Source organism: Butyricicoccus sp. Marseille-Q5471 (genome assembly GCF_951230135.1).
In the GTDB taxonomy this organism is placed as follows: Bacteria; Bacillota; Clostridia; order Oscillospirales; family Butyricicoccaceae; genus Agathobaculum.
This window is the reverse complement of sequence record NZ_CATNVC010000014.1, coordinates 30,976-55,764: the sequence shown is the minus strand read 5'-3', so window position 1 is coordinate 55,764 and position 24,789 is coordinate 30,976. Positions and strand designations below refer to the sequence as shown.

At 54.7% G+C, this 24,789-nt stretch carries 20 protein-coding genes, 5 tRNA genes and 1 rRNA gene; 22 read left to right on the top strand and 4 right to left on the bottom strand.

Annotation, left to right across the window (positions count from 1 at the left end):
* Positions 1–8: 8 nt before the first annotated feature.
* The 10 genes from rrf to QOX26_RS12305 all read left to right on the top strand — a co-directional run bounded on the left by rrf (position 9) and on the right by QOX26_RS12305 (position 4,542).
* Positions 9–125: ribosomal RNA gene (gene rrf, locus QOX26_RS12350) — 5S ribosomal RNA — on the top strand.
* Positions 126–154: 29 nt separating this feature from the next.
* Positions 155–230: transfer RNA gene (locus QOX26_RS12345), tRNA-Asn, on the top strand.
* A 61-nt stretch (positions 231–291) separates the two neighbouring features.
* A tRNA-Ile gene (locus tag QOX26_RS12340) sits at positions 292–368 on the top strand.
* A 12-nt stretch (positions 369–380) separates the two neighbouring features.
* Positions 381–456 (top strand) — tRNA-Trp (locus tag QOX26_RS12335).
* A gap of 5 nt (positions 457–461) precedes the next feature.
* Positions 462–538 (top strand) — tRNA-Asp (locus tag QOX26_RS12330).
* A 4-nt stretch (positions 539–542) separates the two neighbouring features.
* Positions 543–618: transfer RNA gene (locus QOX26_RS12325), tRNA-Thr, on the top strand.
* Between the two features lie 275 nt (positions 619–893).
* The gene (locus tag QOX26_RS12320) at positions 894–1,082 is read left to right on the top strand and encodes a hypothetical protein (RefSeq protein ID WP_283675283.1); all 189 of its coding nucleotides are present in this window, start codon (positions 894–896) and stop codon (positions 1,080–1,082) included.
* A 9-nt stretch (positions 1,083–1,091) separates the two neighbouring features.
* On the top strand, positions 1,092–1,964 hold the full coding sequence (locus QOX26_RS12315) for a DegV family protein (RefSeq protein WP_283675282.1): 873 nt from the start codon (positions 1,092–1,094) through the stop codon (positions 1,962–1,964).
* A gap of 149 nt (positions 1,965–2,113) precedes the next feature.
* Complete coding sequence (locus QOX26_RS12310) at positions 2,114–3,841, top strand: polysaccharide deacetylase family protein (protein WP_283675281.1); 1,728 nt, start codon at positions 2,114–2,116, stop codon at positions 3,839–3,841.
* A gap of 17 nt (positions 3,842–3,858) precedes the next feature.
* Entirely contained in the window at positions 3,859–4,542 is a 684-nt protein-coding gene (locus tag QOX26_RS12305; RefSeq protein ID WP_283675280.1) for a TIGR00266 family protein, read from the top strand.
* Between the two features lie 77 nt (positions 4,543–4,619).
* Here QOX26_RS12305 and QOX26_RS12300 read toward each other — a convergent pair whose 3' ends face one another.
* Positions 4,620–5,591, bottom strand: a complete 972-nt coding sequence (locus tag QOX26_RS12300; RefSeq protein ID WP_283675279.1) for an RluA family pseudouridine synthase — start codon at positions 5,589–5,591, stop codon at positions 4,620–4,622.
* 147 nt (positions 5,592–5,738) lie between these two features.
* Here QOX26_RS12300 and QOX26_RS12295 point away from each other — a divergent pair, with 147 nt between their 5' ends.
* The 12 genes from QOX26_RS12295 to ymfI all read left to right on the top strand — a co-directional run bounded on the left by QOX26_RS12295 (position 5,739) and on the right by ymfI (position 19,078).
* The gene (locus QOX26_RS12295) at positions 5,739–6,254 is read left to right on the top strand and encodes a YceD family protein (protein WP_283675278.1); all 516 of its coding nucleotides are present in this window, start codon (positions 5,739–5,741) and stop codon (positions 6,252–6,254) included.
* A gap of 48 nt (positions 6,255–6,302) precedes the next feature.
* Entirely contained in the window at positions 6,303–6,485 is a 183-nt protein-coding gene (rpmF, locus tag QOX26_RS12290) for a 50S ribosomal protein L32 (protein WP_283675277.1), read from the top strand.
* A gap of 63 nt (positions 6,486–6,548) precedes the next feature.
* On the top strand, positions 6,549–7,850 hold the full coding sequence (locus QOX26_RS12285) for a DUF512 domain-containing protein (RefSeq protein WP_283675276.1): 1,302 nt from the start codon (positions 6,549–6,551) through the stop codon (positions 7,848–7,850).
* A 23-nt stretch (positions 7,851–7,873) separates the two neighbouring features.
* On the top strand, positions 7,874–9,202 hold the full coding sequence (gene der, locus QOX26_RS12280) for a ribosome biogenesis GTPase Der (protein ID WP_283675275.1): 1,329 nt from the start codon (positions 7,874–7,876) through the stop codon (positions 9,200–9,202).
* A gap of 23 nt (positions 9,203–9,225) precedes the next feature.
* A complete protein-coding gene (gene plsY, locus QOX26_RS12275; protein ID WP_283675274.1) occupies positions 9,226–9,873 on the top strand; it encodes a glycerol-3-phosphate 1-O-acyltransferase PlsY in 648 nt (215 codons plus the stop codon).
* Positions 9,870–10,883 carry an NAD(P)H-dependent glycerol-3-phosphate dehydrogenase gene (locus QOX26_RS12270; RefSeq protein WP_283675273.1) on the top strand — a complete coding sequence of 338 codons (1,014 nt, stop codon included), beginning with the start codon at positions 9,870–9,872 and terminating at the stop codon, positions 10,881–10,883. Before plsY ends, QOX26_RS12270 begins: the two co-directional genes overlap by 4 nt.
* Before the next feature lie 124 nt (positions 10,884–11,007).
* On the top strand, positions 11,008–11,919 hold the full coding sequence (gene murB / locus QOX26_RS12265) for a UDP-N-acetylmuramate dehydrogenase (RefSeq protein WP_283675272.1): 912 nt from the start codon (positions 11,008–11,010) through the stop codon (positions 11,917–11,919).
* A 19-nt stretch (positions 11,920–11,938) separates the two neighbouring features.
* Complete coding sequence (gene rapZ / locus QOX26_RS12260) at positions 11,939–12,796, top strand: RNase adapter RapZ (RefSeq protein WP_283675271.1); 858 nt, start codon at positions 11,939–11,941, stop codon at positions 12,794–12,796.
* A 22-nt stretch (positions 12,797–12,818) separates the two neighbouring features.
* The gene (gene whiA, locus QOX26_RS12255) at positions 12,819–13,715 is read left to right on the top strand and encodes a DNA-binding protein WhiA (RefSeq protein ID WP_283675270.1); all 897 of its coding nucleotides are present in this window, start codon (positions 12,819–12,821) and stop codon (positions 13,713–13,715) included.
* A gap of 5 nt (positions 13,716–13,720) precedes the next feature.
* Positions 13,721–17,236, top strand: a complete 3,516-nt coding sequence (locus QOX26_RS12250; protein WP_283675269.1) for a DNA polymerase III subunit alpha — start codon at positions 13,721–13,723, stop codon at positions 17,234–17,236.
* 88 nt (positions 17,237–17,324) lie between these two features.
* Complete coding sequence (gene pfkA, locus QOX26_RS12245; RefSeq protein WP_283675268.1) at positions 17,325–18,299, top strand: 6-phosphofructokinase; 975 nt, start codon at positions 17,325–17,327, stop codon at positions 18,297–18,299.
* Positions 18,300–18,358: 59 nt separating this feature from the next.
* Complete coding sequence (gene ymfI, locus QOX26_RS12240) at positions 18,359–19,078, top strand: elongation factor P 5-aminopentanone reductase (RefSeq protein ID WP_283675267.1); 720 nt, start codon at positions 18,359–18,361, stop codon at positions 19,076–19,078.
* Positions 19,079–19,117: 39 nt separating this feature from the next.
* On the opposite strand, the gene QOX26_RS12235 is transcribed toward ymfI, so the two are convergent.
* From QOX26_RS12235 to aroA, 3 genes are read right to left on the bottom strand one after another with little or no spacing between them, the layout of a single operon-like run.
* Complete coding sequence (locus QOX26_RS12235; RefSeq protein ID WP_283675266.1) at positions 19,118–22,111, bottom strand: phosphodiester glycosidase family protein; 2,994 nt, start codon at positions 22,109–22,111, stop codon at positions 19,118–19,120.
* Positions 22,112–22,127: 16 nt separating this feature from the next.
* Positions 22,128–23,513, bottom strand: a complete 1,386-nt coding sequence (locus QOX26_RS12230; protein ID WP_283675265.1) for a shikimate kinase — start codon at positions 23,511–23,513, stop codon at positions 22,128–22,130.
* A 4-nt stretch (positions 23,514–23,517) separates the two neighbouring features.
* Positions 23,518–24,789 (bottom strand): 3-phosphoshikimate 1-carboxyvinyltransferase, encoded by a 1,272-nt coding sequence (aroA, locus tag QOX26_RS12225; protein WP_283675264.1) that lies wholly within the window; start codon positions 24,787–24,789, stop codon positions 23,518–23,520.

Genomic DNA, 24,789 nt, shown 5'->3' with positions numbered 1-24,789 from the left:
TCAATATAGTGCGTGGCTATGGTGATGAGGGTACACCTGTTCCCATTCCGAACACAGTAGTTAAGCTCATTTACGGTGACAATACTTGGCTGGTGACGGCCCGGGAAGATAACTCGTCGCGCACACTGACGGATCTCTTTGATCCGTCCGATATTCCTCAATAGCTCAGTTGGTAGAGCATGCGGCTGTTAACCGCAGGGTCGTTGGTTCGAGTCCAACTTGAGGAGCCATATTTGATAAGGCTTTGCCGCCACCTTAATTCGTGGCGGCAAAGTGCTATCTATCAACTGTGGGCCTTTAGCTCAGTTGGTTAGAGCAACCGGCTCATAACCGGTCGGTCCCGGGTTCAAGTCCCCGAAGGCCCACCATCTTTTTTGCATAGGGGTATAGCTCAGCTGGTAGAGCAGCGGTCTCCAAAACCGCGTGCCGTGGGTTCGATCCCTACTGCCCCTGCCATATTAGGCCCGGTAGCTCAGTTGGTTAGAGCGCTAGCCTGTCACGCTAGAGGCCGTGGGTTCAAGTCCCATCCGGGTCGCCAATATGCTGTTGTAGCTCAGTCGGTAGAGTACATCCTTGGTAAGGATGAGGTCGTCAGTTCAATCCTGATCAACAGCTCCAATTTTAATACCGCTTAGATAATCATTTGATTGTTTAAGCGGTATTTTGGCGTTTCTGCTCCTTTTGCCAATGAAGTCATATATACGAAGAACCCATCGTGTCCCTGATAATATAGGAAAAACTTGAATAACTGGAAACTCAAAGCCGATATTCTCTAAAATTCAGAATGTTTAAGATACAAATTCGCAATGTGATTCGACTTTTTATCGTTCCTGTGATATACTATTACTGCTAGTAAGCAAGGGGAAACCCTGCATGAAAAAGGAAGCGTAGACATGACGATTTTGACCTGTCAGTGTGGCGAAGAAATTTACATCATGGACGAGGAAGAAGCGACGGCGTGGCAGTGTGACAGCTGCGGGCAGCGGTATGATTTCTTTGGATGTAAGGTGGCGCATCCCAATGAAGAGCGCCCTATGCCACCCCAGTTGATTAACTGGAGTGCAGGTGAGGATCTTGATTAGGTGAATGAAATGAATCAACAAAAAATTGCTATTTTAACAGACTCTTGCGCGGATGTTCCCGCGCACCTCTTGAAGAAGTATGATATTCACGTAGTGCCGCTCAAACTGATCTTTCGGGACGGCGAATATGCGGATGGCGTGGAAATTCAGGCCAGCGAAGTGTACGCCCGGCTGAAAACTGAAATTCCGAAGACGACGTTGCCGGACGGCGCGACGGTCGAGGCGGCTTTTGCACGCATTCGTGCTGCCGGATACACCAAGGTGCTGGCTATTAATTTAGCGGGCGTTTTGAGCGGCACGTACAACATGGTACGCGTGATTGGTGAACAGACGGTCGGTCTTGAGGTGGCCTCCTTTGATACCTGCAGTGGCTCTCTCGGTACCGGCTTGACGGTGCTGCAAGCGGCGCACTGGATTGAGGAAGGGCGCTCTTGGCCTGAAATTCTGCGTGCGCTGCCACGCCTGATTCGCAGAACATGGGCAATGTTCTGCGTTGATACATTGGAGTACCTGCAAAAGGGCGGACGCATCGGAAAGGCCACTGCAGTTGCCGGAACATTGTTGCAAATCAAGCCGATTCTCTCCTTCGCGCAGGATGGGGAGCTCATCAATGTGGCGAAGGTGCGCGGGCGCAAGCAGGCGATGGAAAAACTGGTGCACCTGATTGCACAGAAAATACCACGCGGCGTGCGGTTTAATCTGGCATTGGCGCACGGCAATTCGCCGGATGAATTGAAAGAGCTGCGCGCTCTCGTACAAAAAACGATGCCGGATTATGAAAATCTGGTCGAGGCCGATATTGGCAGTACACTTGGCGCATATACCGGACCGCATCTGCTCGGCGTGGGGGCGCAGATTTTAGATGACGATCTGTTTGCGTAAGCAGTAATGGGATTGTAACCCAATTGCTGCACGCATGTGCTATAATGTAAAACGTAATATAAAGGTATGGACGGAAGGATGAGTGACAAATGGCATATCAATCAAGGTACAGACGCCGCCGCAGACGCCGCAACAGTCATTATGGCGTCTTGGCTGCACTGATACTTTTGATCGTGTTGGCGATCCCTGTTGGGATTAAAGTGGTAAAAAGCGTGATCGGTGGTTCTGTTGGCACAGCTAATCAAGCAGTTTTTCAGGTATATAACAGCAAAGCGTTGATTGGCAAGGAAATTGTCGATCTGGGGGGCGCGGCGCCGTTTATCGACCAAAGCGGCAGCACGGTGATTCCGTTGCGCACACTGAGCCAGGGCCTGGGGATTGCGGATGATCAGGTGGGCTGGGAACAGGTCACAAAAACAGTACAGATTAAACAGAAAAAGAATACGATTCGTGTGCAGGTTGGAAGCAAGACGCTGCGCATCAATGATGAATCAAAAGAAATGTCGACGGCGCCCGTCATGGTAGACGGCACGACTTATGTGCCTGTTCGCGATATTTGTGAAGCGTTTTCATGGAAAGTCGGCTTCGTAGGCCCGGAACAAGGGCATATGATTGTTGTTTCTAAATCCAAAAAGGATTTGACTGAGGATGCGGTGAAGGCCGCGGCAGTAGAGGCACTGACAGTGCTCGGCCCATCTCGTCAGCAGTTGATGGATGGCAGCGTGCTGATGCGCGTGGATTCGGATAAGCTGTACATGAACGACAAGTCTGAGTCAATGAAGGATCAGAACAAAAAGACGAATTCGGTTATTGAGGTCGAGAATGTGCGTTATGTGCCGCTGGAAGCTGCAATGGCGACGCTTGGCGGCAAGGCTGAGTATGACGGCAAGACCAAGTGGACGGTGCAATATCAGGATTTGGAATCTACTGTAACGGAAGACGGCAAGGCTACGGTTTCCAAAAAGCACATAAAGGGTGACGGCATTTCGGCATATAGAGACACCGATAAGAATAGATTTTATGTGTCGGCACAGCTGTTTGGTGCGATGATTGGGAAAACCTACAGCGATTTGGGTGAAGGAGCGTTTGCATATACTTCACAGTCGCTGGATGGATTTGATAGCCAAAAAGCCTATTTGATTTCTTTTAGCAGCAAGCTGAGCACAGCGGTAGAGGTAAACGTGCCGGAGGCCGACGTCTATGTAGCGCTGACCTTTGACGACGGACCGACCGGCAAGACTAAGGATTTCTCAAATGGGCTGACCGTGGAGCTGCTTGATGGATTGAAGGAGCGCGGCGTGCATGCGACGTTCTTCATGTGCGGATACCGTCTGAAAGATTTCAATTCCCATTGTGCGCGTTATTTGGCAGAGGGGCATGAACTCGGCAATCATACGATGAATCATCCGAGCAGCACACTGACCGGCCTGACGGCAGACGGCATTCGTGAAGAGGTGGACTCAAACAGCACGCTGATTGAGCAGTACTGCGGTCAAAAGCCCACGGTGATGCGTCCGGTCGGCGGTGCGGTGAACGACGATGTGCGTGCGGTGATGAAGGAACTGGGTCTGCCGATTATCAACTGGGATGTTGATACACTCGACTGGAAGAAACGTGACGCAGAGAGTGTGAAAACCAATCTTTTGAATATGGTGCATGACGGTTCAATTGTGCTGATGCATGATATGTATCCCACCACCGTGCATGGCGTATTGGCTGCCATTGACGAGCTGCAGAAGCGCGAGGATAAAACCTATGCGTTTGTAACCGTATCCGAGCTTGCGGCAATCAAAGGCGTGACGCTGGAGCCGGGCGTCGTGTATAACAAAATTGATACAAGCATGGCGAGCAGTACAGATGATACAACCGCCTCATAATGGAAGGATGACCTGACATGAAATATAGTATTCAGGGCGAGACATTGCCGGTAGTAATCTGCGAACTGGAAAATGGCGAGAGTATGATAACCGAACGTGGCTCCATGTGCTGGATGAGTCCCAACATGCGCATGGAGACCACCTCAAACGGCGGAATTGGCAAAGCGCTGGGTCGTATGTTTGCGGGGGAGGCCTTGTTTCAGAATCGCTACACCGCGCAGGGCGGTCCAGGCATGATTGCGTTCGCATCCAGTTTCCCAGGGACGATTCGCAAGATGGATATCGCACCGGGCCGCGGAATGGTCGTGCAGAAGGCTGCATTTCTGGCGTCGGAGGCAGGGATTGAGATGTCTGTGTTCTTTCAGAAGAAGCTTGGCGCAGGCTTTTTCGGTGGAGAAGGGTTCATTATGCAGCGCCTGAGTGGGCAGGGAACCGCCTTCATTGAGATTGACGGGCATACGGTTGAATATACGTTAGCACCGGGGCAAAAAATTGTCGTGGATAACGGCTATGTTGCAGCCATGAGCGAGACCTGCTCGATTGATATCGTTTCCGTGCCGGGCGTGAAGAATATTCTGTTCGGCGGAGAGGGACTGTTCAACACTGTGGTTACCGGACCGGGGCAGTTGCTTTTGCAGACAATGCCGATCAGTGCGGTTGCAGGGACGCTGCGGCCGTATTTCCCCTCGAGCAATACATAAGAAAAAGGCTTCCGGCATTGCTGCCGGAAGCCTTTTTACATGGCGATGAGCATTGGCGCGTCGTAGCCACGAAACCCTTATTTAAAGGTATAACCCGGAAAATACTTGGTTACAAAAGGTATATTGCGCACAAGAAACGTTTTATCATTTAAATAGGACAGTACGCCTGCATCCTCTTCAAAGCGGAAGGTAAGCGAATAAGAGTAGAGCGCCTGTCCCTTTTCACGGTAGGGGCGGTTTTGTTCGTTGCTGCCATACTTGCCGTCACCAAGCAGGGGACAGCCGATGGATGCCATATGCGCACGGATTTGATGGGTGCGGCCGGTCAGCAGTTCGCACTCGACGAGCGATAGTGCGCCGCTTCGGGCAAGCGTGCGATAACGCGTATGCGCAGTTTTGCTGCCGGGAACTTGCGCCGCGTGAACGGTGACCTGCTTATTCTTCTCATCGCGCCGCAAAAAATTCTGTATTTCTCCTGCCCCCGGACGCGGTGCGCCGTGGACAACACAGAGATATTTCTTTTCGAGTTCCCGATCCTTAATTTTATCGTTTAAGATGCGCAGCGCTTCCGCGGTTTTTGCAGCAATGACAATGCCGCCCGTATTGCGGTCAATTCGGTTGCACAGGGCGGGAGCGAAGCTGGCGGCGTCATCCGGCTTCCATGCACCGGACTGAAACAGATATGCCTGAATATTGGCAATCAGCGTGTTTGCATCGCCGTGCTCGTCGGCATGAACCACCATGCCGGGCGATTTATCCACCAACAAAATATGCGCATCCTCGTAGACGATATTGAGTTTTGGTGTTATAATATATCGGTATGCTTCTTCTTCGCGCACATCGTCAAAGTACTCGTCGTTCAGATAAAGCTGAACGGCATCTCCTTCGGTAAGCTTATAAGCGGCTTCTGCACGTTTGCCGTTGACTTTGATTCGCTTGAGACGCAGATATTTGTGCATCATACCGCCGGACAGGCGGGGAACGGCCTTTTCGAGAAACTTGTTCAGCCGTTGGCCGCTGTCGTTTTTTGTGATTTGATATTCTTTCAAGGCGTTTTTCCTTCCGTTTGCTGATTCTATACTAATAACAGTATACCGCATAATTCTGCAAAAGAAAATACGCGTTTTTGCGCATTTTTTGGTTGACAAACGCTGATTCGATATAGTATACTATACCATGTACCATGTGAGGTTGACATGAAGATTGATTTAAAAAAATTAACCGGTGCAAAGGTCACGAGTGTTCCGTTTTCCGAAACCATCGACCTGAGCGGTGAAGCGCTCTATGGAGCGCATCCATTCCAAAGTCCGGTGCACCTAACCGGTGAAGTGACGAACGACTCCGGCGTGCTGCGCCTGAAGGGTACGGTCAAGACGATTTATTCCACGTGCTGTGCGCGTTGTCTCAAACCGCTTGATATTCTGCTGACTGCGGAAACCGACACCATCCTTTCCGACGACCCAACCGCCGAGGAGGAAGAAGATCTCTTCGTGCTGACTGAAGACAGCGTTGACCCCGCTGATATTTTGGTTCCGGCGCTTATTTTACAGGTGGAAATGACCTACCTCTGCGCGGAGGACTGCAAGGGTCTTTGTCCCCATTGCGGTGCTGACCGAAACGTGACCCAGTGCGACTGCGAAAGCCGTCAAATGGATCCGCGTTTTGCCGCGCTGCGCGCGCTGCTCGATTCCAATCGGGACGAGCAGTCCTAATTTTACGTTCGCAAGATAATAGAAGAAAGAGTAGGAGGTGTATCCACCATGGCAGTACCTAAGAGAAAAGTTTCGAAAGCCCGCCGCGACAAGCGTCGTAGCTCGCACTGGAAGCTCTCTCTGCCCGGCATGACCAAGTGCCCTAAGTGCGGCGAGATGAAGCTGTCCCACAGAATGTGCAAGGCTTGTGGCTACTACAACGGCCGCGAGGTCGTATCGACCGAAGCGTAAGCTTGCAAAATGGAGAAAGCGCTTGGCTTTCTCCATTTTTTTTATGGAAAGGAGGTCGTTTGCATGGCGTCAAAAATCACATTGGTCGACCAAGACAGTCCGGCTGACCGCGCGGGACTGCGCGCGGGACAAATATTGCTCTCAATTGATGGTACGTCAATTCGTGATGTATTAGATTATAAATTTTACTCTTATGACGCAAAATTAGTATTGAAGATACAGGACGAGGACGGCGCGGTCTGCGACATTCCCGTTCACAAACACGAGGGAGAGCCGCTTGGGCTGACGTTTGAGCATTATTTGATGGATGGCATGAAGCAATGTTCCAATAAATGCGTGTTCTGTTTCATCGATCAGCTGCCCAAGGGGATGCGCGAGACGCTATATGTCAAGGATGACGATGCGCGCATGTCCTTTCTGATGGGAAACTATATTTCCATGACCAATCTGTCCGAAGCGGATGTCGACCGTATTCTGCGGATGCACATTTCGCCTGTCAACATTTCGGTGCAGACGACCAATCCCGAACTGCGTGTCAAAATGCTGCAGAACAAGCGGGCGGGTGAGGCGCTGCAAATCATGAACCGCTTTGCCGAAGGCGGCATCACGATGAATTGTCAGCTGGTCGTGTGCAAGGGATTAAATGATGGCGAGGAGCTGCGCCGGTCGCTTCGTGACCTTAAAGCGCTGTATCCGGCGGTCAGCACGATTTCCGTCGTGCCGTTCGGTATGACCAACCATCGTGAGGGCCTGTATGCCCTCGAACCGACCACGTCTGAAAGCGCAGGCGAGGTGCTCGACATCGTCGAACCCTTTGCAGACGAATGCCTGCAGGAGCTCGGCACGCGGTTGGTTTGGTGCGGAGATGAACTGTATCTCAAGGCGGGACGTCCGCTTCGGGACACCGAATACTATGAGGATTTCACGCAGTTTGAAAACGGTATCGGCATGCTGCCGCTTTTTATGGAGGAGTTCCGCCTCGCGTTGCCTGATTACAAGGGTCGAACCGCGCGTCCCTTCACCATTGCGACCGGACAGGCCGCCGCGCCCTCATTGGCGCTTTTGCTTGACGAAGCGGCCGCAAAATGCGATAATTTAAGAGGACAAGTTGTGGCGATTCGCAATGATTTCTTTGGGCAGCTGGTCTCTGTCGCCGGCCTTGTGACGGGACAGGATTTGGTAAAGCAGCTCAAGGGACGAGAACTGGGCGAGCGCGTGCTGATCTCCGCCAATATGCTGCGCGACGGCGGGGATGTTTTCTTGGACGACATGACGCCGCAGCAGGTATCGGTCGAACTCGGTGTGCCGATTGTGCCCGTTGAGATAGACGGCGCCGATCTGCTCTGTAAGATATTCGAGGACTGACCCCCGAAAAGGAGGTAACTTTTATGTCAAAACCCATTGTTGCTATCGTTGGACGACCCAACGTAGGCAAAAGTCAGCTTTTTAACCGACTGGCAGGCAAGCGCCTGTCGATTGTAGAGGATACACCCGGCGTAACCCGTGACCGTCTGTATGCAGACAGCGACTGGCGCGGCCGTGATTTCACGGTGGTTGACACCGGCGGTATCGAGCCGTCAAATGACAATGAAATTCTGAAATTCATGCGTTTTCAGGCGGAAACGGCGATTTCTAATGCTGATGTGATCATCTTTATCACTGATTTGCGTACCGGCATCACTGCGGCCGATCAGGACGTGGCTGCTATGCTGCAGCGTTCCGGCAAGCCGATTGTGCTGGCGGTCAACAAGTGCGACCGACCCGGTCAGCCAGAGGCCGAATTCTATGAATTTTACAACCTCGGTCTGGGCGAGCCGTGGGGCATTTCCGCGCTGCATGGTTACGGCGTGGGCGATTTGCTTGATGTGTGCTACGATTATTTCCCGCCCGAAGAGGATGGGGAACAGGACGATGAGCGGATCCGCGTGGCGCTGATTGGCAAGCCGAACGTCGGCAAGTCGAGTCTGCTCAACCGCGTATTGGGTGAGGAGCGCGTCATTGTCTCCAATATCGCCGGCACGACGCGAGACAGTGTGGATGCCGAGCTTGACAACGCGCACGGTAAATTTACCTTCATCGACACGGCGGGTATCCGCAAGAAGAGCAAGGTGGATGAGAAAATTGAAAAGTATTCGGTCATGCGTTCGCTGCTCGCAGTGGAGCGTTCCGATGTCTGTGTCATCATGATTGACGCGACCGAGGGCGTGACCGAGCAGGACACCAAGGTCGCCGGCGAGGCGCACAATGCAGGCAAGGCCAGTATCATTGTGGTCAACAAGTGGGATTTGGTGGAAAAGGACGGAAAAACCATGCAGGAGTACACGCTCCGCGTGCGTGAGGGATTGGCTTATATGCCGTATGCCCCTGTGTTGTTCATTTCGGCGCAGACCGGTCAGCGTGTTGACAAGCTGTTTGAGCTGGTTAAGGATGTGTACGAGCAAAACCACATGCGTATTCCGACCGGTCAGCTCAACTCGATTCTGGCGGATGCGACCGCACGTGTGCAGCCGCCAACGGACAAAGGCCGCCGCCTGAAGATTTTCTATATGACGCAGCCGTCTACCTGCCCGCCGACCTTTGTCTGCTTCTGCAACGATGCGCGGCTGTTCCATTTTTCGTATCAGCGCTATCTGGAAAATCAGGTGCGTGAGGTATTTGGCCTGACGGGCACGCCGGTGCGCATGATCGTGCGTCAGCGTGGCGATAAGGAAAAGTGACAATACGGGGAGTGACACAATAGATGACTATAACAAACTTCGCCATTATCGCGATATGCGGCTATTTGCTCGGTTCGCTGAGTTTTGCCATCATTGTAAGCAAGCTGACGTTAGGTAAGGATATCCGCGACTATGGCTCGGGCAATGCGGGTCTGACCAATTCCTACCGCACGATGGGTGGCAAAAAAACGCTGCTTGTTCTGTTGGGTGACATTGGAAAGGGCGCAGCTGCGGTTGCGATTGGCGCGTTGCTGGGCGGGCCGGTCGGCAAACTGATTGGCGGCATCTTTGTCATTCTGGGTCATATGTTTCCACTGTATTTCGGCTTTCGCGGCGGCAAGGGCGTCTTGGTTGGCGCAACAATGCTCGCGCTGTTTGACTGGCGCGTGTTCTGCATTGCAATCGGTCTGTTTTTCGTATCGGTCATTCTAACGCGCTGGGTGTCGCTTGGCTCGATTCTGGGCGCAATCAGCTTTCCGATTACAACGTATCTCTTTTACCATGATCCGGTGCTGAGGGCAATGGCCTTTGGCATGGCGGCAGCAGTCATCTTTATGCACCGTGCAAACATTGGCCGCATTCTGACGGGAACAGAGAACAGGTTCTCGTTTAAGAGCAAAAAGACCATTGAGACAGATGAGAGCAAGACGAAAAGAGAGGGCAAAACATGAAGATTTTCGTATTGGGCACCGGCGGTTGGGGTATCGCATTGGCGAATTTGCTGCATACCAACGGTCATCAGGTGAGCTCGTGGACGTATCTGCAGACAGAGTGCGACATGCTGCGTGAAAAGCGCTGCCATGAAAAGCTGCTGCCCGGCGTAATGATTCCGGAGGACATTGAAATCACAACCGACATGTCGGGCGCGAAGGATGCGGATATCGTTCTGATGGCGGTGCCGAGCTTTGCGGTTGCCTCCACTGCGGCGCAGTTATCCGAAATTGTACCCGCGGGCACGGTTGTTGTAAACGTTGGCAAGGGACTGGATTCCAAGCACGGCTACTGCCGCTTTTCCGAGACCATTGAGCGCGAGATGCAGGGCAAAAACCCTGTTGTCGCACTGACCGGGCCGACACATGCCGAGGAAGTGGCACGCGGCATTCCGACCGCAATTGTTGCGGCTTCGGCCAGCAGGGATGCGGCGGAGTTGGTGCAGGCCGCCTTCATGAATGAAAACTTTTTCCGCGTTTACACCTCGGCCGATATTGTCGGTGCAGAGCTGGGCGGCGCGTTCAAGAACATTATCGCACTCGGCGCGGGCATCTCCGATGGTCTGGGATTGGGCGATAATTCGAAGGCCGCGTTCATGACCCGCGGATTGACTGAGATTGCGCGTCTGGGCGTCAAGCTTGGCGCACATCAGGAGACGTTCGCAGGTCTTTCCGGCGTAGGTGACTTGATCGTAACCTGCTGCTCGATGCATTCTCGTAATCGTCGGGCAGGCATCCTGATTGGACAGGGCAAGACCGCGGAAGAAGCCATGCGCGAAGTTGGCGCAACAGTAGAAGGCTATTACGCCACCGAGGCCGGCTATCACCTTGCACAGCAGCAGGGCGTTTCCATGCCGATTGTTGATGCGATGTATGACGTGCTGTATCGCGGCGCTTCGGCGCAGGATGCGATTAAGCTGCTGATTGGCCGTCCGCGTAAGGGCGAAAATGAGCAGGTTTGGGTGCATTGATTCAAAAATATACAGCCGTTGGGTTTTCTTGGACCTGCGGCTGTTTTTTTGCGCTTTGATTGCAGAGTGCCATGCGATTTGGTATAATAATAGCATACGTCCTTTGGACTTGCGGAGGAGAACAATGGAACAATACCATGATTTGATTTTGGCGCTGCAGCAGGCGGCGCACGAGATAGAAGTGCGGGAAAATGAGTGCATGGCACAGCATACGACGTTTGCGATCGGTGGGCCGGCGGATGTGTTCATCAGTCCCAAAACGCAGGAAGGTCTGCGGTACACGATTGCCTGTCTGCGCGAGCGGGAGTTACCGTACCTGATGCTAGGCAACGGCTCAAACATGCTGGTGGCGGATGCCGGTGTGCGCAGTGCGGTTGTGTGCACCACAGGCTTGGACGAGGTGCACATTGATGGGGACAAGGTGATTGCCGAGGCAGGTGCGCTGCTGTCCCGTGTGGCACGGTGCGCACAGCACGCGGGATTGACCGGTGCAGAATTTGCAGGCGGCATTCCGGGCAGTCTGGGCGGCGCGGTATTCATGAACGCGGGCGCATATGACGGTCAGATGCAGGCAATCGTTCAGCAGACCGAGTATCTGGATGCCGCGGGTGAGCTGCATCTGCTGGAGGGCGAAGCGCATCGGTTTGACTATCGCAGCAGCATCTTTCGGGAACAGCCCGATTGGATTGTGCTGCGCAGTGAACTCAAACTGCAAGCGGGTGATCCGACGGAAATTCTGAGTAAAATGAACGATTTTGCGCAGCGCCGCCGTACAAAACAGCCACTGAACTTTCCAAGCGCAGGCTCAACCTTCAAGCGGCCTCAAGGGCATTTTGCAGGTCAAATGATTGAAGAATGCGGTCTCAAGGGATTTGCCGTCGGCGCGGCGCAGGTATCGGAGAAGCATGCGGGCTTTCTGATTAACCGCGGTGGGGCGACGTGTGATGATATGCTGCGGCTGATTGAAACGGTCCAACAGCGCGTGCACGAGAAGTTTGGCGTAGAATTGGAATGCGAAGTCCGCATCATTAGATAAACAGAAAGCAGAGGAAAGCATGTATTTTTTAATTGTTTCGGGGATGTCAGGCGCGGGAAAGAGCCGTGCGGTCGCCACGCTGGAGGATTTGGGGTACTACTGCGTCGACAATCTGCCGATTGCACTGATTCCTCGTTTTGCTGAAATCTGCCTGGCGGCGACAGAACGGTACGAGCGTGTCGCGCTGGTGACCGATGTGCGCGCGGGCGGCGATTTTCAGCAGCTGTTTGATTCGTTGGATTCGATTAAAAATATGGGATGCGATTATCGCATCCTGTTTCTGGACACGGATTCGCCGACGCTCATTCGCCGCTTTAAAGAAACGCGCCGCAAGCATCCGCTGATGGAACGGGGAGAGAGCATGACTGCCGCAATCGAAAAGGAGCGGCAGCTGCTTTCTGCGTTGCGCAGCCGGGCGGATTTTGTCGTGGATACCACTTCGCTGTCGGCCGCGGGGTTGCGGGAACGACTGCTGAACCTCTTTTCCGGCACGGATAATTTGGGGCGGCTCGAGGTTATCGTGCAGTCCTTTGGATTTAAATACGGGATTCCGCCGGATGCCGATTTGGTGTTTGACGTGCGATTCCTGCCCAACCCTTATTATGAAATGAGCCTGCGTGAGAAAAACGGCACCGATCCCGATGTGCGGGACTACGTGTTCCGCGGCGGCACGGCCGATGCGCTGATGAGCCATCTGACCTCGCTGATTGATTTTCTGCTTCCGTGTTATGTGTCGGAGGGTAAGGCGAATGTCGTCATCGGTATTGGCTGCACGGGCGGTAAGCATCGCTCGGTGGCCATCACCGAAGCGCTGAGTTCGCACCTGCGAGGCAAAGAATATGGTGTTGTGACCATGCACCGCGATTATCAGCGCTGAAACAAATAGAAGGAGCGTTTTCATGTCCTTTTCCGCACAAGTAAAGACCGAATTGAGCCATGTCCCACTAACGCGCCCCTGCTGTATCCGTGCGGAGCTTTACGGTGTGCTGCTGTATGCCACGGTATTTACCCATCGGGAGATTCGTTTTGCAACCGAGAATGAAGCAATCGCCCGTCGTATCCGTACCATGCTGTTCCGCGCGTTCAGCGTGGACACGCAGCCGCAGCGCATCGGGCGCAAATTTCAGTTCTGCCTGACGGAGGAGGCTGCGCTGCGCCGTATTTTTGACCGGCTGGGTTATGATTATAAAAGCCATGTGACCTATCATCTGAACCGAAATGTGCTCGAAAACGACTGCTGTGCCGTAGCATTTCTGCGCGGCGTGTTTCTGCCGGCCGGAACGGTGGCAGGACCAGACAAAAAGAGTCATCTGGAAATCAAGACCGCGCACCAAAGCCTGAGTGGCGAGGTGATGAGTCTGATGCTTGATTTGCAGCTTTCTCCAAAGCTAACCGTGCGGCAGAACAGCCACGTGCTGTACTTCAAAGACAGCACCCGCGTTGAGGATTTTCTGACGCTGATCGGTGCACCTCGCGCCGCGCTGGAGCTGATGGAGGCAAAGGTCGAAAAAAATATTCGAAATACGATTAACCGACAGGTGAATTGCGAAACGGCAAATCTCGTCAAGGCGACCGATGCGTCGGCGCGGCAGATTGCAGCGATTCAGGCGGCACTTGCACGGCGGGGTGACACCTTTTTTCCGGACAAGCTGCGGGAAACCGTGCAGCTGCGCCTTGCCTACCCGACCGATAGTCTGGCCGAGCTTGCCGCGCGATTTGACCCGCCGATTTCCAAGCCCGGTCTGAGTCACCGGCTTCGCAAAATCACTGAACTCGCCCAAAAGGAGGCGCAATAAGCATTATGGAACCCTTTGTTCATCTACATGTACATAGTGAATACAGTCTGCTCGACGGCGCCTGCCGCATTGAGGGTCTGGTCGATCGCGTCGCCGAGCTGGGACAGACGGCAATCGCGCTGACCGACCACGGTGTGATGTACGGCGTAATTGATTTTTATAAGGCCTGTAAGGCCAAGGGCCTGCATCCGATTATCGGGTGTGAGGTATACGTAGCGCCGCGTTCTCGCTTTGAGCGCAGCTATGTGAATAACGAGTGGCACAGCCATCTGATTCTGCTCTGTGAAAACATGACTGGCTACCGCAACCTAATCCACATGGTCAGCCTTGGCTTTGCTGAGGGATTTTATATGAAGCCGCGTATCGATATGGAGCTGCTGCGTCAGCATAGTGAGGGGCTGATTTGCCTGTCGGCCTGTCTCGCGGGCGCGATTCCGCGGGCGCTCAATAATGGAGATATGGACGGCGCGTACGAACTGTGCGAGCAGTTTCTTGATATTTTCGATCGGGAGCACTTTTATCTGGAAGTGCAGGATCACGGCATCGAAGCGCAGCAGCGTGTTAACCAAGGCCTGTTCAAGCTCGCAGAGGAGCTGAATATCGGTCTAGTCGCAACGAATGACGCGCACTATCTCACGCGGAAGGATGCAAAGCTGCAGGATGTGCTGATGTCGATTCAAATGGGGAAGACGGTTGACGATCCGACCCGTATGAAGTTTGAGACCGAGGAATTTTACATCAAGGACGCAGATGAAATCGCCGCTCTGTTCCCCGGACATCCGGAGGCACTGGCGAACACCGTCAAAATCGCCGAGCGGTGTCAGGTGGAGTTTGAATTTGGAACATATCACCTGCCCGAATTTGATGTGCCCGCCGGCTATACCTCGCTTGCGTATTTGCAAAAGCTGTGCGAGGAGGGTTTTGCCGAACGTTATCCGAATGACGACGGCACCAACCGCGAGCGCTTGCAGTATGAAATCGACATGATTGCAAAGATGGGATTTGTCGATTACTTTTTGATTGTCTCTGACTTTATTGGATATGCCAAGAAAAATGATATTCCGGTCGGCCCTGGGCGCGGCTCTGCGGCGGGTTCGATTGTGTCCTACTGCCTTGGCATCACCGACCTCGACCCAATTCATTATTCGCTCTACTTTGAACGTTTTCTAAACCCGGAACGCGTTTCCATGCCCGATATCGATATCGATTTCTGCTACGTGCGCCGTCCTGAGGTCATTCAGTACGTCACGGAGAAGTACGGTAAGGATCGCGTGGCGCAGATTGTCACTTTTGGTACGATGGCGGCGCGCGGTGCGATTCGTGATGTCGGCCGCGCGCTGAATATTCCGTATAACGATGTGGATGCGGTCGCCAAGCAAGTGCCTAACGAACTGCATATCACAATTAGCAAAGCCGTGTCGGTCAATCCGGAACTGAAAAAAATGTATGACGAAAACCCGCAGACACGGGAGCTGATTGACACGGCTCGCGCGCTCGAGGGTATGCCGCGGCACGCATCAACACACGCCGCAGGCGTGGTCATCACGAAAAATCCGGTTGATACCTATGTGCCCCTTTCCCGCAACGATGACCAGATGGTCACCCAGTTCCCGATGACAACGATTGAGGAGCTCGGGCTGCTCAAAATGGATTTTCTGGGACTGCGCAACCTGACCGTTATCGCGGATGCGGAGAAAATGATTCGCCGCCATACACCGGATTTCAATATGGAAACCGTCTCGATGGAGGATGAGCAAACCTATGCAATGCTCGGCCGCGGTTCAACGATGGGTGTGTTCCAGTTGGAATCGGCGGGCATCACAAACGTCGTCACAGGTCTGCGTCCGCAGTCGATTGAAGATATTACGGCGGTCGTTGCGCTGTACCGACCCGGGCCGATGCAGTCCATCCCGCGCTATATTGAGTGTAAGCATCATCCTGAAAAGGTCACTTATAAGCATCCGCTGCTCGAGCCCATTCTTTCGGTCACCTACGGCTGTATGGTCTATCAGGAACAGGTTATGGAGGTTTTCCGTAAGCTTGCAGGCTACTCGCTCGGTAAGGCGGACATGGTGCGCCGCGCAATGAGTAAAAAGAAGATGAAGGAGCTGGAAAAAGAGCGCATCAGCTTCATTCATGGCAACGAGACGGAGGGGATTGACGGCGCGGTCAAGCGCGGCGTTCCCGAAGCGATTGCGGCCTCCATCTTCGACGAAATCATGGATTTTGCCAATTACGCCTTTAATAAGGCACATGCGGTCTGCTATGCGGTCGTATCTTACCGCACGGCATACCTCAAGTGCCATTATCCGCGCGAATATATGGCGGCATTACTGACCTCGGTGCTCGATTCGTCAGACAAAATTTCCGAGTATATTCAAGCCGCACGGGAAATGGGCATCTCGGTGCTGCCGCCTGATGTCAATGAGTCCTTCGACGGGTTTTCAGTTGCAGGGAATGACATTCGGTTCGGACTGGCAGCTGTTAAGGGCGTTGGACGCGGCTTTATGAAGCAGTTGGTTGACGAGCGGGAGCAGAACGGTTCATTCCATTCGTTTCAGCAGTTTTGCGAGCGAATGTTTGACCGGGAACTCAATCGGCGGGCACTGGAAAATCTAATCAAGGCGGGCGCGTTTGATTCGCTGGGGTATCGGCGCAGTCAACTGCTTAAGATTGCAGGTCTGGTGGTCGACGCTGTCTCACAAAGCCGGAAACGGAATATCGAGGGACAGATGGATTTGTTCGGCATGGGCAATCAGGAAGTGCAGGACAGCGAAATCGCACTGCCGAACATTCCGGAGCTGAGCAAGCGCGAGCTGCTTTCGATGGAAAAAGAAACAACAGGCTTGTACCTGTCCGGTCACCCGATGGATGAATACCGGGAAATCTCCCGAAAGGCGAGTGCCGCGTCAATTCGCGCCATTATCGACGATTTGTCCGGTGAAAGCGCAGCCCCGATCTATAAGGACGGCATGACGGTTCGGCTGGCCTGTGTCATTACGGCGGTGCGGCTGAAATCCACGAAGAACGGTTCAATGATGGCCTACGTCACGGTGGAGGATGAGTCGGCGCCAATTGAATTGGTCGTTTTTCCGCGTTCCCTGCAGCAGTGTGGCTCTTATCTGACGGAAGACAGTGCGGTACTGCTGACCGGTAAAATCGACGCGCGCGAAGATGAGGCACCCAAAGTGCTGCTCAATGAAGCGCAGCCGCTGACTGAGGCGGCGGTGAACAGCATGATGGATCATGAACACCCGCGGAAGTCCGTTTATACCGACCAACAGGCGGCCGGACTGTCTCAGCAGAAGCTGTATCTGCGCGTGCCGGACATGCGCGATGAAGTCAGCAGTGAAGCCAAGCGCCTGCTTTCGATGCAAAGCGGTGATATGCCGGTGGTATTCTGTCCGGCGGACACAGGCAAGCGGATGCTTGCGCCGCGCACCCTTTGGTGCCGTGCGGATATTGCGTTGCTGGAACGGCTGCGCGAGGTTCTGGGCGAACCCAATGTAGTTGTAAAATAGCACTTTACTATTGAACAAGAAAAATGCTATAATAGAATCAGAGATTTGGTTTTTTTGTTGATATATTGGGACATTAGGGAGGATCATTATGGACAAGCAAATTCGCAGAATCGGTGTGTTGACCAGCGGCGGTGATGCGCCCGGCATGAATGCGCTGATCCGTGCGGTGGTACGCACCGCGTCTGCGCATGATATTTCGGTGCTTGGCATTCGCCGCGGTTACAGCGGTCTGATTAACGGCGACATCATCGAGATGGGTTCCCGCAGTGTGGATGGCATTATCCGCAAGGGCGGTACCATGCTTTACACTGCACGCTGCAAGGAGATGATGACCGAGGAAGGCCTGCAGAAGGCGGCGGACACCTGCAAGTATCTTGGCATCGACGGCCTGATTTGCTGCGGCGGCGATGGTACGTTTCGCGGCGCACAGGCACTTTCCCACATGGGCGTGCCGTGCATCGGCGTACCCGGAACGATTGACAACGATATTGTGTGCACCGACTATACAATCGGCTTTGACACTGCCTGCAATACCGCGATTGAATGCATCGATAAGCTGCGCGACACGATGCAGTCTCACGAGCGCTGCTCCGTGGTAGAGGTCATGGGCCGCAGAGCTGGACATCTGGCGCTGCATGTCGGCTGCGCAGTCGGCGCGACAGCGATTTTGCTGCCCGAGCGTGAGATCAACTTTGACGTTGACGTGATTGAGAAAATGCGCACCGGCCGCATCAAGGGCCGTAATCACCATATTATCATTGTGGCAGAGGGCTATGGCGCAGCACAGGACGTGGCTGACCGTATTCATGAGTCGACCGGTCTGGATACCCGTGTCACCATTCTGGGACATATCCAGCGCGGCGGTTCGCCCACGGCGCGTGACCGCGTGATGGCGACTCGCATGGGATATGAGTCGGTTATGGCGTTGGAGTCTGGTAAAACCAACCGCGTTATCGTGTTTGACGACAACCGTGTCACCGATCTCGATATTGAGGAAGGCCTGTCGCGCAAGAAGGATTTGGAGCAGGATTTGTTCCAGGCCGAGCAGACGGTTGCCATCTGATTTAAACAGCATAAAAAGGGGACAGCTTCGCGCTGTCCCTCTTTGTTTCGGAGGAGTTTATGAAAACAGTATGGATTACAGGCGGCTCGCGCGGCATTGGCGCCGCCTGTGTGCGTGCCTTTGCGGCGGAAGGCTGGCAGGTGGCGTTCACCTATCGCAGCAGTGCTGAGCATGCTCAGCGGCTAACAGAGGAGCATGCTCACGTGTTTGCCCTGCAGGGTGATATGACGGTAAAAGCCGACGTGGAGCGCTGCTTTGACCTCGCACGGCAGACCTTTGGTCGCCCAGACGCACTGGTGTGCAACGTTGGTATTGCGCAGCAAAAGATGTTTTGTGACCTGACCGACACGGACTGGAACAACATGCTGAATGCAAATCTAATGAGTGCCGTCTATGCCATGCAGAGTGCTCTGCCGGATTTTGTACACCAGAAGGCGGGAAGTATTGTCACCGTATCCTCGGTGTGGGGCGTAACAGGGGCATCCTGCGAAAGCCATTACGCCGCGTCCAAGGCCGCGCTGATTGGTTTAACGAAGTCGCTGGCGCAGGAGCTTGGCCCATCGGGTATTCGCGTCAACTGTGTCGCTCCCGGTGTGATTGACACCGACATGAATGCGGCACATTCTGACGAAACGATGCGGCAGCTGGCTGATGAAACACCCCTCGGCCGCACCGGCAAGGCGGAGGAGGTGGCGCAGAGTATTGTTTATCTCTGCTCCGACAAAGCATCCTTTGTTACCGGCCAAACGCTCGCTGTGACAGGCGGGTTCTGCGTATAAAAAAGAACACCTGCAATGAGGCAGGTGTTCTTTTTTATGTTACAGAAGGGCAAGAATTTTCGCAATCTCACCGCGCGTGATATTGCCGAGCGGTTTGAGTGTATTATCTGCATAGCCGCCGATGATGCCGGCGGAAACGCAGGTCTTGACCTGCTCGGTCGCCCAGGAGGGCACCGAAGAAGCATCCGTATAGCTGAGCGAAGCCGCCGCAAAACCACGCGGCAGGCTGCGGCCGATTACGGTCATCACCTCAGCGCGGATCATGTCGGCGCTCGGGGCGAAGTAAACTTTGTCGCCCGATTTCTGACCGTTCATGATGCCGGCCTTAGACACAGCATAAACCGCGCCGCGTGCCCAGGAGGGAATGGAGGCATCGTCCGCAAAGTCAAGCTTGCCGGTGTACGAAGTATCCAGACCGAGCACGCGTGCCATGGTGACGGCAAATTCCATACGCCGCAGATTGCGGTCAGGGCTGAAATAAGTCTTGCCGTCCTGTGTTTCGCCCTTCATAATGCCGGTCGTATTCAGCAGAGAAGCGTAGCCGCCTGCCCAGTGCGAAGCGGTGTCGGAAAAAGGACTGGACGCGTTGCCCGCTGTGACGGTCACGCTTTTGCGGGTGCGGTTGCCTGCGTCGTCGGTCGCATCAATGGTGATACAATGCGTGCCTGCGGAGAGCGCACCTGTGGTGACCGTCAAGGCCGAGCCACTCATCTTTGCCGCACCGGTGACGGTCTTGCCGTCTACCTTGACGGTGATGTTGCCCGCCCGCACCGGATACTTGCCGCTTTCCATGGTGGCCGTGCCGGTAACGGTGGCCGAAGCACCCGCGCTGACGGTCAATGCATTCTTCGCGAGTGTCAGTGCCGGGGCATCGGTATTGGTGACCGCATGATGTGCGGAGACAAATATCTGATCGAGGTACAGTGCCGAATTCGCCGCGCCCGTGCCGGATTTCTGCACACGGATACCGACCAGCTTCGCCGCACCCTCAGGCACAGCCGTCGTCAGGTGCCGCCACGAGGTCGTCGTCGCAGCGGAGAGGGGAGCGGTCAACTCTTCGCCGTTCTCATCCGCAAAAACAGCGGTCAGATTGGACATCGTGCCCGCCGAACGAGCAGAGAGCGACAGATACTTCATCTCGGAAACGTCGGTCTCCGGCAGATGGATTGTGGCAGTCGCAACCTTCGTGCCGTCGTAAGCGGCCTTGAGCGAACGCGCACCGTATCCCACGAGCGTGTAGTCGCTGACCGTAGACAGGGTCACACCATCCGTTGCGGTGCAAGGCTGCGCGGATTCAAAATCGGCGATTTTGGACGACTGCTGTGCGTCACCCATGCCGACAGATACGTTAATCGTCTTTTTTGTTGCGCCGTAAGCACAGGTCAGCGTGCCCGAAGCCATGTTTTCGCCCGCCTGAAAGACGCCGTTTTTGTCCAGTGTGCCCACTGCACCCGAAACAGACCATGTGAACAGATCGTCGGTTGCGGACATTTTGGTGCCCTGATGATAGGCGGTTGCGTCCAGGTCAATCGACTTACCCGGGTCAAGCGATACCGAACTGATGCTGTTGCTGCCGCTGGACAGCGCGATGGAGTTGACATCTTCGGTGACAGACACCGTCATCTCACCGCTGACCGAGCCACTTGACGCCTTGATGGTCGCACTGCCGGTGTTGCTGCCTGCGGTAAATGTCTGTCCGCTGACCGTGCCCAAATCGCCGCTGACGGTATAGGACAAATCGGTCGGCGCTTCGGCAGGACCGTAGGAAGAATCCGCACCCTTCACGGAGAACCAGGTCGATGCACCGGGCAGCAGATAGCGATAACTCGGTGTGAGAATCGCATGTGCGGTCACGCCGTCCGAAGGCGCGTTGTTGATGAGGAAAATGTAGTTGGCGCACGAGCGCTGAGAGACGTCCGACGGCTTGGTGATGAGCGAAACATCACTGCTGCCGGGCTGACGAAGCGCCATGGCGGACGAGCCGCCGCCGTCGAGACAGATGGCACTGACGCAGCCGAGCGCCTTCAGCTCGTTTCCTAGCTCAGCCGCTGTCAGACCGGCGCTGTGCGTCGACTGCAGGCCGTCAACTTCGTAGAGGATAATCGTGCCGTCTGCTTTTACACCGATCGCGCTGCGGGCGGTTTTGCTGGAAGCAGCGTCAATGCCTGAGGTGGTGACTGTGCCGTTATCAAGCAGCAGCTTGCCGCCGACTGCGTAATCGACATCACGCCACGCGCTGTCGGCTGCCTGAACCGTAAGCGTTACCTCTTCGCCGACTGCAAAGTCAATCCAGTCACCCTTGGCGCCGTCCGACTGGGTCAGCACCATCTGATTCTCGGTGATGGTAAGCGGGCTTGCGCCTGTTCCCTTGTTAATGACCTTCATTTTAACCGTTCCGCCTACGGTAACCGGTGTATCATCGATGCGCTCGAGGATGATGTTTCGACCGTTCGCGGAAAAATGAGTCGAGGAGTCATAATTGCGGTCGAGCAGGTAGATGCCTGCCGTCGTGCGGGTCTTGTTAAAATAGGCGACCGAAACCGTGCCGGTTGTACCGGCGATCTTCATGCTCATGGTCGGCCGTCCGGTGACGGCGGTGCCGTCCGGTTTGAAGCCGACCGCGTACTGCCATGCATCGGACGAAATGAGTTCGCCTTCATCGATGACCAGGCCGATTGGGATACCGCTCGACATGACGAAAAAGTCAGCGTTCACACCGCCGATTACCTTGAGGTTTTTATTCGTCATATACTTTGCGGCGTTCATAATGGTGGCCTTTGCGCCGTATAGCTGTTCGCTGGCGTAAACAATACGCGGCGTGACAGTCGTATTCGGTGCATAGGTCAAAATATTGGCCTTTTGCAGGCCGGCACTGTTCTTGCCCTCAACACGGGTGTAGGTTGTGCCTTCACCGACCGGGTAAGAATAGGAAAACGCGCTGTCAAACGCCGCGCCCGCGCCTGCCGAGATAAGCTGGCAGACGACGAGCGCAGACGAGACTGCGCGTATGGATTTTTTGCTCAGGAATTTCATGCAGAACCTCGATTTCTCAGATGCTCTTGACGACCTTCTCCAAAACCTCGGAGATTTTGGGACTGCGCACCGAAACATCGGATACGCGGTGGTACAGACCCTTGCGCGCATTATAAAGACGGCGCGTTTCGGCCTGCTTGTCGGGTTTGTTGAGCAGGGGGCGGCTGTCCGAATAGGACAGGTTTTTCAAAATGCGGTAATAAGGCGTGTCCAGATGAATTAAAAAGCCGGTCTCGCGGATGGCTGCAACGTTCTCGTCGCGCAGCACCGCGCCGCCGCCGAGCGACAGCACGAGGCCTTCCTGCCGGCAGAGCTCCTTAATGTACTGGGTTTCCTTGTCTCGGAAATAGGCTTCACCATGTGCGGCGAAAATGTCCGGGATTTTTGTTTCCTCCTTGGCCTCCAGATACTGATCGGCATCTACAAAGGTAAGGCCGGTCAGGCGGGCAAGCTTGCGGCCGATTGTCGTCTTGCCGCTGCCCATAAAGCCGCACAGCACGATGTTCTGTTTGCCATACTTATCATGCAGGCGCTTGACCGCCATTTTACCATAGAGCCGACGCAGAATACTGTCGCAGGACTGCGGTGTAAAGGCCGCGCCCGACCAAATTGTCTGCGCGTGCGCCGCCTGCATGACCAGCATGTACAGACCGTCACGCGTTTTGATTTTCTTGGGGTTGGCAAGCTTCATGGTCGCGGTGACAGGCGGGTTGTAAATCGCATCGAATACATATTCTGTCTTGTGTGGAAGAAAATGCAGGGGAGATGTGGTTTCCTTAGGAAACATGCCGAGAGGCGTGGAATTTAAAACAATCTGGATATCGCGCGGAATGTGACGGCGGCTAAATACCGCAATCTTGGCGCGGGGCAGTGCTGCGGACAGCTGCTGTTGCAGGGCGACAGCCTTGTCCAGATTACGCCCGGTGATGGTAAGCGATGCGCCCTCGGACAGACAGTGGTACGCCATGACCGCGGCTGCGCCGCCATAGCCGAGCAGCAGAACCTTTTTGCCCTCAAGCGTCACGCCGTCCTTCTTGAGCGACTCGGCAAAGCCGAGAATGTCAGTGTTGTAGCCAATCGCCTTGCCATCCCGAAACGCGACGGTGTTGACCGAATGAAGATCGCGCGCGGCCGTATCCACCTCGTCAAGCAGCGGGATAACGGCCTTTTTGTGCGGAATCGTGCAGTTGATGCCGCGCAGCTTTTGCTTGGCAAGGGCAAAGGCCTCCTCAAGCTGTTCGGGCGGAACGGCAACGCCGATGTACTCTGCCTGTTGCCCGGAGGCCGCAAACAGCTGCGCGTGCAGCTCGGGGCTCATCGTGTGGCCGAGCGGCCAGCCGAACAGGGCGTAGGTGTCCTTGGTCGGCGTAAAGGCGCGGAATTCTTCAAGGGAAAGCAGCATGGAATCAGCCTCCCAGTTTCTGCAGCGTTTCAAAGAAGGTGGGGTACGAAATCGCCACGACCTCGGGGTCTAAAATGCGGCTTGCCCCTTCGCAGGCGAGTGCGCAGACGGCAAGGCTCATTGCAATGCGGTGATCCTTATAGGTTTCAAAGGTCGCGCCGTGCGGCTTTTTGCCGCCTCGGATAATCATGCCGTCCTCGGTTTCCTCCACGTCGACACCGGCCTTTTTCAGCTCGGTCACCATAGCGGCGATGCGGTTGGATTCCTTGACCTTCAGCTCCTGTGCGTCGCGGATAATAGTCTCGCCCTGGGCGAAGGCGGCCGCGACCGCAATGACGGGAAGCTCGTCAATCAGGCGGGGGATAATCTCTCCGCCGATCGTTGTGCCATGGAGCGCACTATATTTGACGATCAAATCGCAGACAGGTTCCGCATCATCCCGGAAATTTTTCTCGGTAATTTCTGCACCCATGTCGCGCAGCACATCGAGAATGCCGGTACGTGTCGGGTTTACACCGACGTTTTTGATGGTCAGTTCGCTGCCGGGCACAATCGCGCCCGCAACGAGGAAGAAGGCTGCCGATGAAATATCAGCCGGCACCGCAATGTCCAGTGCGTGCAACTCTTCGGGTGGGTCGAGAGTAATCACACCGTCGTGGGTCTCCACCTCGACGCCCAGTGCGCGGAACATACGCTCGGTGTGGTCGCGGGAGGGGGCCGGCTCAATGACGGTCGTCTGCCCCTCGGCATACAGGCCGGCGAGCAGAATCGCACTCTTGAGCTGCGCCGAAGCGACGGGCAGTGTGTATTCAATGCCGCACAGCTCGCTCGGATGGATGGTCAGCGGACAGAAATTGTCGTCCCGCCCATCGATTCGTGCGCCCATCTCGCGCAGCGGCTTGATGACACGGCCCATCGGACGTTTCTGGATAGACGGGTCGCCGCTCATCGTCACGGGGAAGGATTGTCCGGCAAGAATGCCGCACAGCAGGCGAGTGGTAGTGCCGCTGTTACCGGTGTAGAGCGCATCCTGAGGCGCGGAAAGGCCGTGCAGGCCGACGCCGTGCACAATGACCTCATCTTCGGTAATCCCGATTTCAACGCCCATTTTGCGGAAGCAGTCGATGGTGGACAGACAGTCCTCGCCCATCAGAAAGCCGGTGATGTGGGTCGTGCCCTTGGCCAGCGCGCCCAGCATGACCGCGCGGTGGGAAATGGATTTATCGCCCGGCACGGTGATTTCGCCGCGCAGCGGGCCGGATGTATTGACTTGCAT

What these genes read in the sequence shown, in the direction of transcription:
- QOX26_RS12295 (WP_283675278.1), top strand. Translation starts at nt 5,739, where the DNA reads ATGAAGATTGATTTAAAAAAATTAACCGGTGCAAAGGTCACGAGTGTT.
- QOX26_RS12235 (WP_283675266.1), bottom strand. Translation starts at nt 22,111, where the DNA reads ATGAAATTCCTGAGCAAAAAATCCATACGCGCAGTCTCGTCTGCGCTC.
- QOX26_RS12285 (WP_283675276.1), top strand. Translation starts at nt 6,549, where the DNA reads ATGGCGTCAAAAATCACATTGGTCGACCAAGACAGTCCGGCTGACCGC.
- QOX26_RS12270 (WP_283675273.1), top strand. Translation starts at nt 9,870, where the DNA reads ATGAAGATTTTCGTATTGGGCACCGGCGGTTGGGGTATCGCATTGGCG.
- aroA (WP_283675264.1), bottom strand. Translation starts at nt 24,789, where the DNA reads ATGCAAGTCAATACATCCGGCCCGCTGCGCGGCGAAATCACCGTGCCG.
- rpmF (WP_283675277.1), top strand. Translation starts at nt 6,303, where the DNA reads ATGGCAGTACCTAAGAGAAAAGTTTCGAAAGCCCGCCGCGACAAGCGT.
- QOX26_RS12315 (WP_283675282.1), top strand. Translation starts at nt 1,092, where the DNA reads ATGAATCAACAAAAAATTGCTATTTTAACAGACTCTTGCGCGGATGTT.
- murB (WP_283675272.1), top strand. Translation starts at nt 11,008, where the DNA reads ATGGAACAATACCATGATTTGATTTTGGCGCTGCAGCAGGCGGCGCAC.
- QOX26_RS12230 (WP_283675265.1), bottom strand. Translation starts at nt 23,513, where the DNA reads ATGCTGCTTTCCCTTGAAGAATTCCGCGCCTTTACGCCGACCAAGGAC.
- rapZ (WP_283675271.1), top strand. Translation starts at nt 11,939, where the DNA reads ATGTATTTTTTAATTGTTTCGGGGATGTCAGGCGCGGGAAAGAGCCGT.
- pfkA (WP_283675268.1), top strand. Translation starts at nt 17,325, where the DNA reads ATGGACAAGCAAATTCGCAGAATCGGTGTGTTGACCAGCGGCGGTGAT.
- der (WP_283675275.1), top strand. Translation starts at nt 7,874, where the DNA reads ATGTCAAAACCCATTGTTGCTATCGTTGGACGACCCAACGTAGGCAAA.
- QOX26_RS12320 (WP_283675283.1), top strand. Translation starts at nt 894, where the DNA reads ATGACGATTTTGACCTGTCAGTGTGGCGAAGAAATTTACATCATGGAC.
- whiA (WP_283675270.1), top strand. Translation starts at nt 12,819, where the DNA reads ATGTCCTTTTCCGCACAAGTAAAGACCGAATTGAGCCATGTCCCACTA.
- ymfI (WP_283675267.1), top strand. Translation starts at nt 18,359, where the DNA reads ATGAAAACAGTATGGATTACAGGCGGCTCGCGCGGCATTGGCGCCGCC.
- QOX26_RS12305 (WP_283675280.1), top strand. Translation starts at nt 3,859, where the DNA reads ATGAAATATAGTATTCAGGGCGAGACATTGCCGGTAGTAATCTGCGAA.
- plsY (WP_283675274.1), top strand. Translation starts at nt 9,226, where the DNA reads ATGACTATAACAAACTTCGCCATTATCGCGATATGCGGCTATTTGCTC.
- QOX26_RS12250 (WP_283675269.1), top strand. Translation starts at nt 13,721, where the DNA reads ATGGAACCCTTTGTTCATCTACATGTACATAGTGAATACAGTCTGCTC.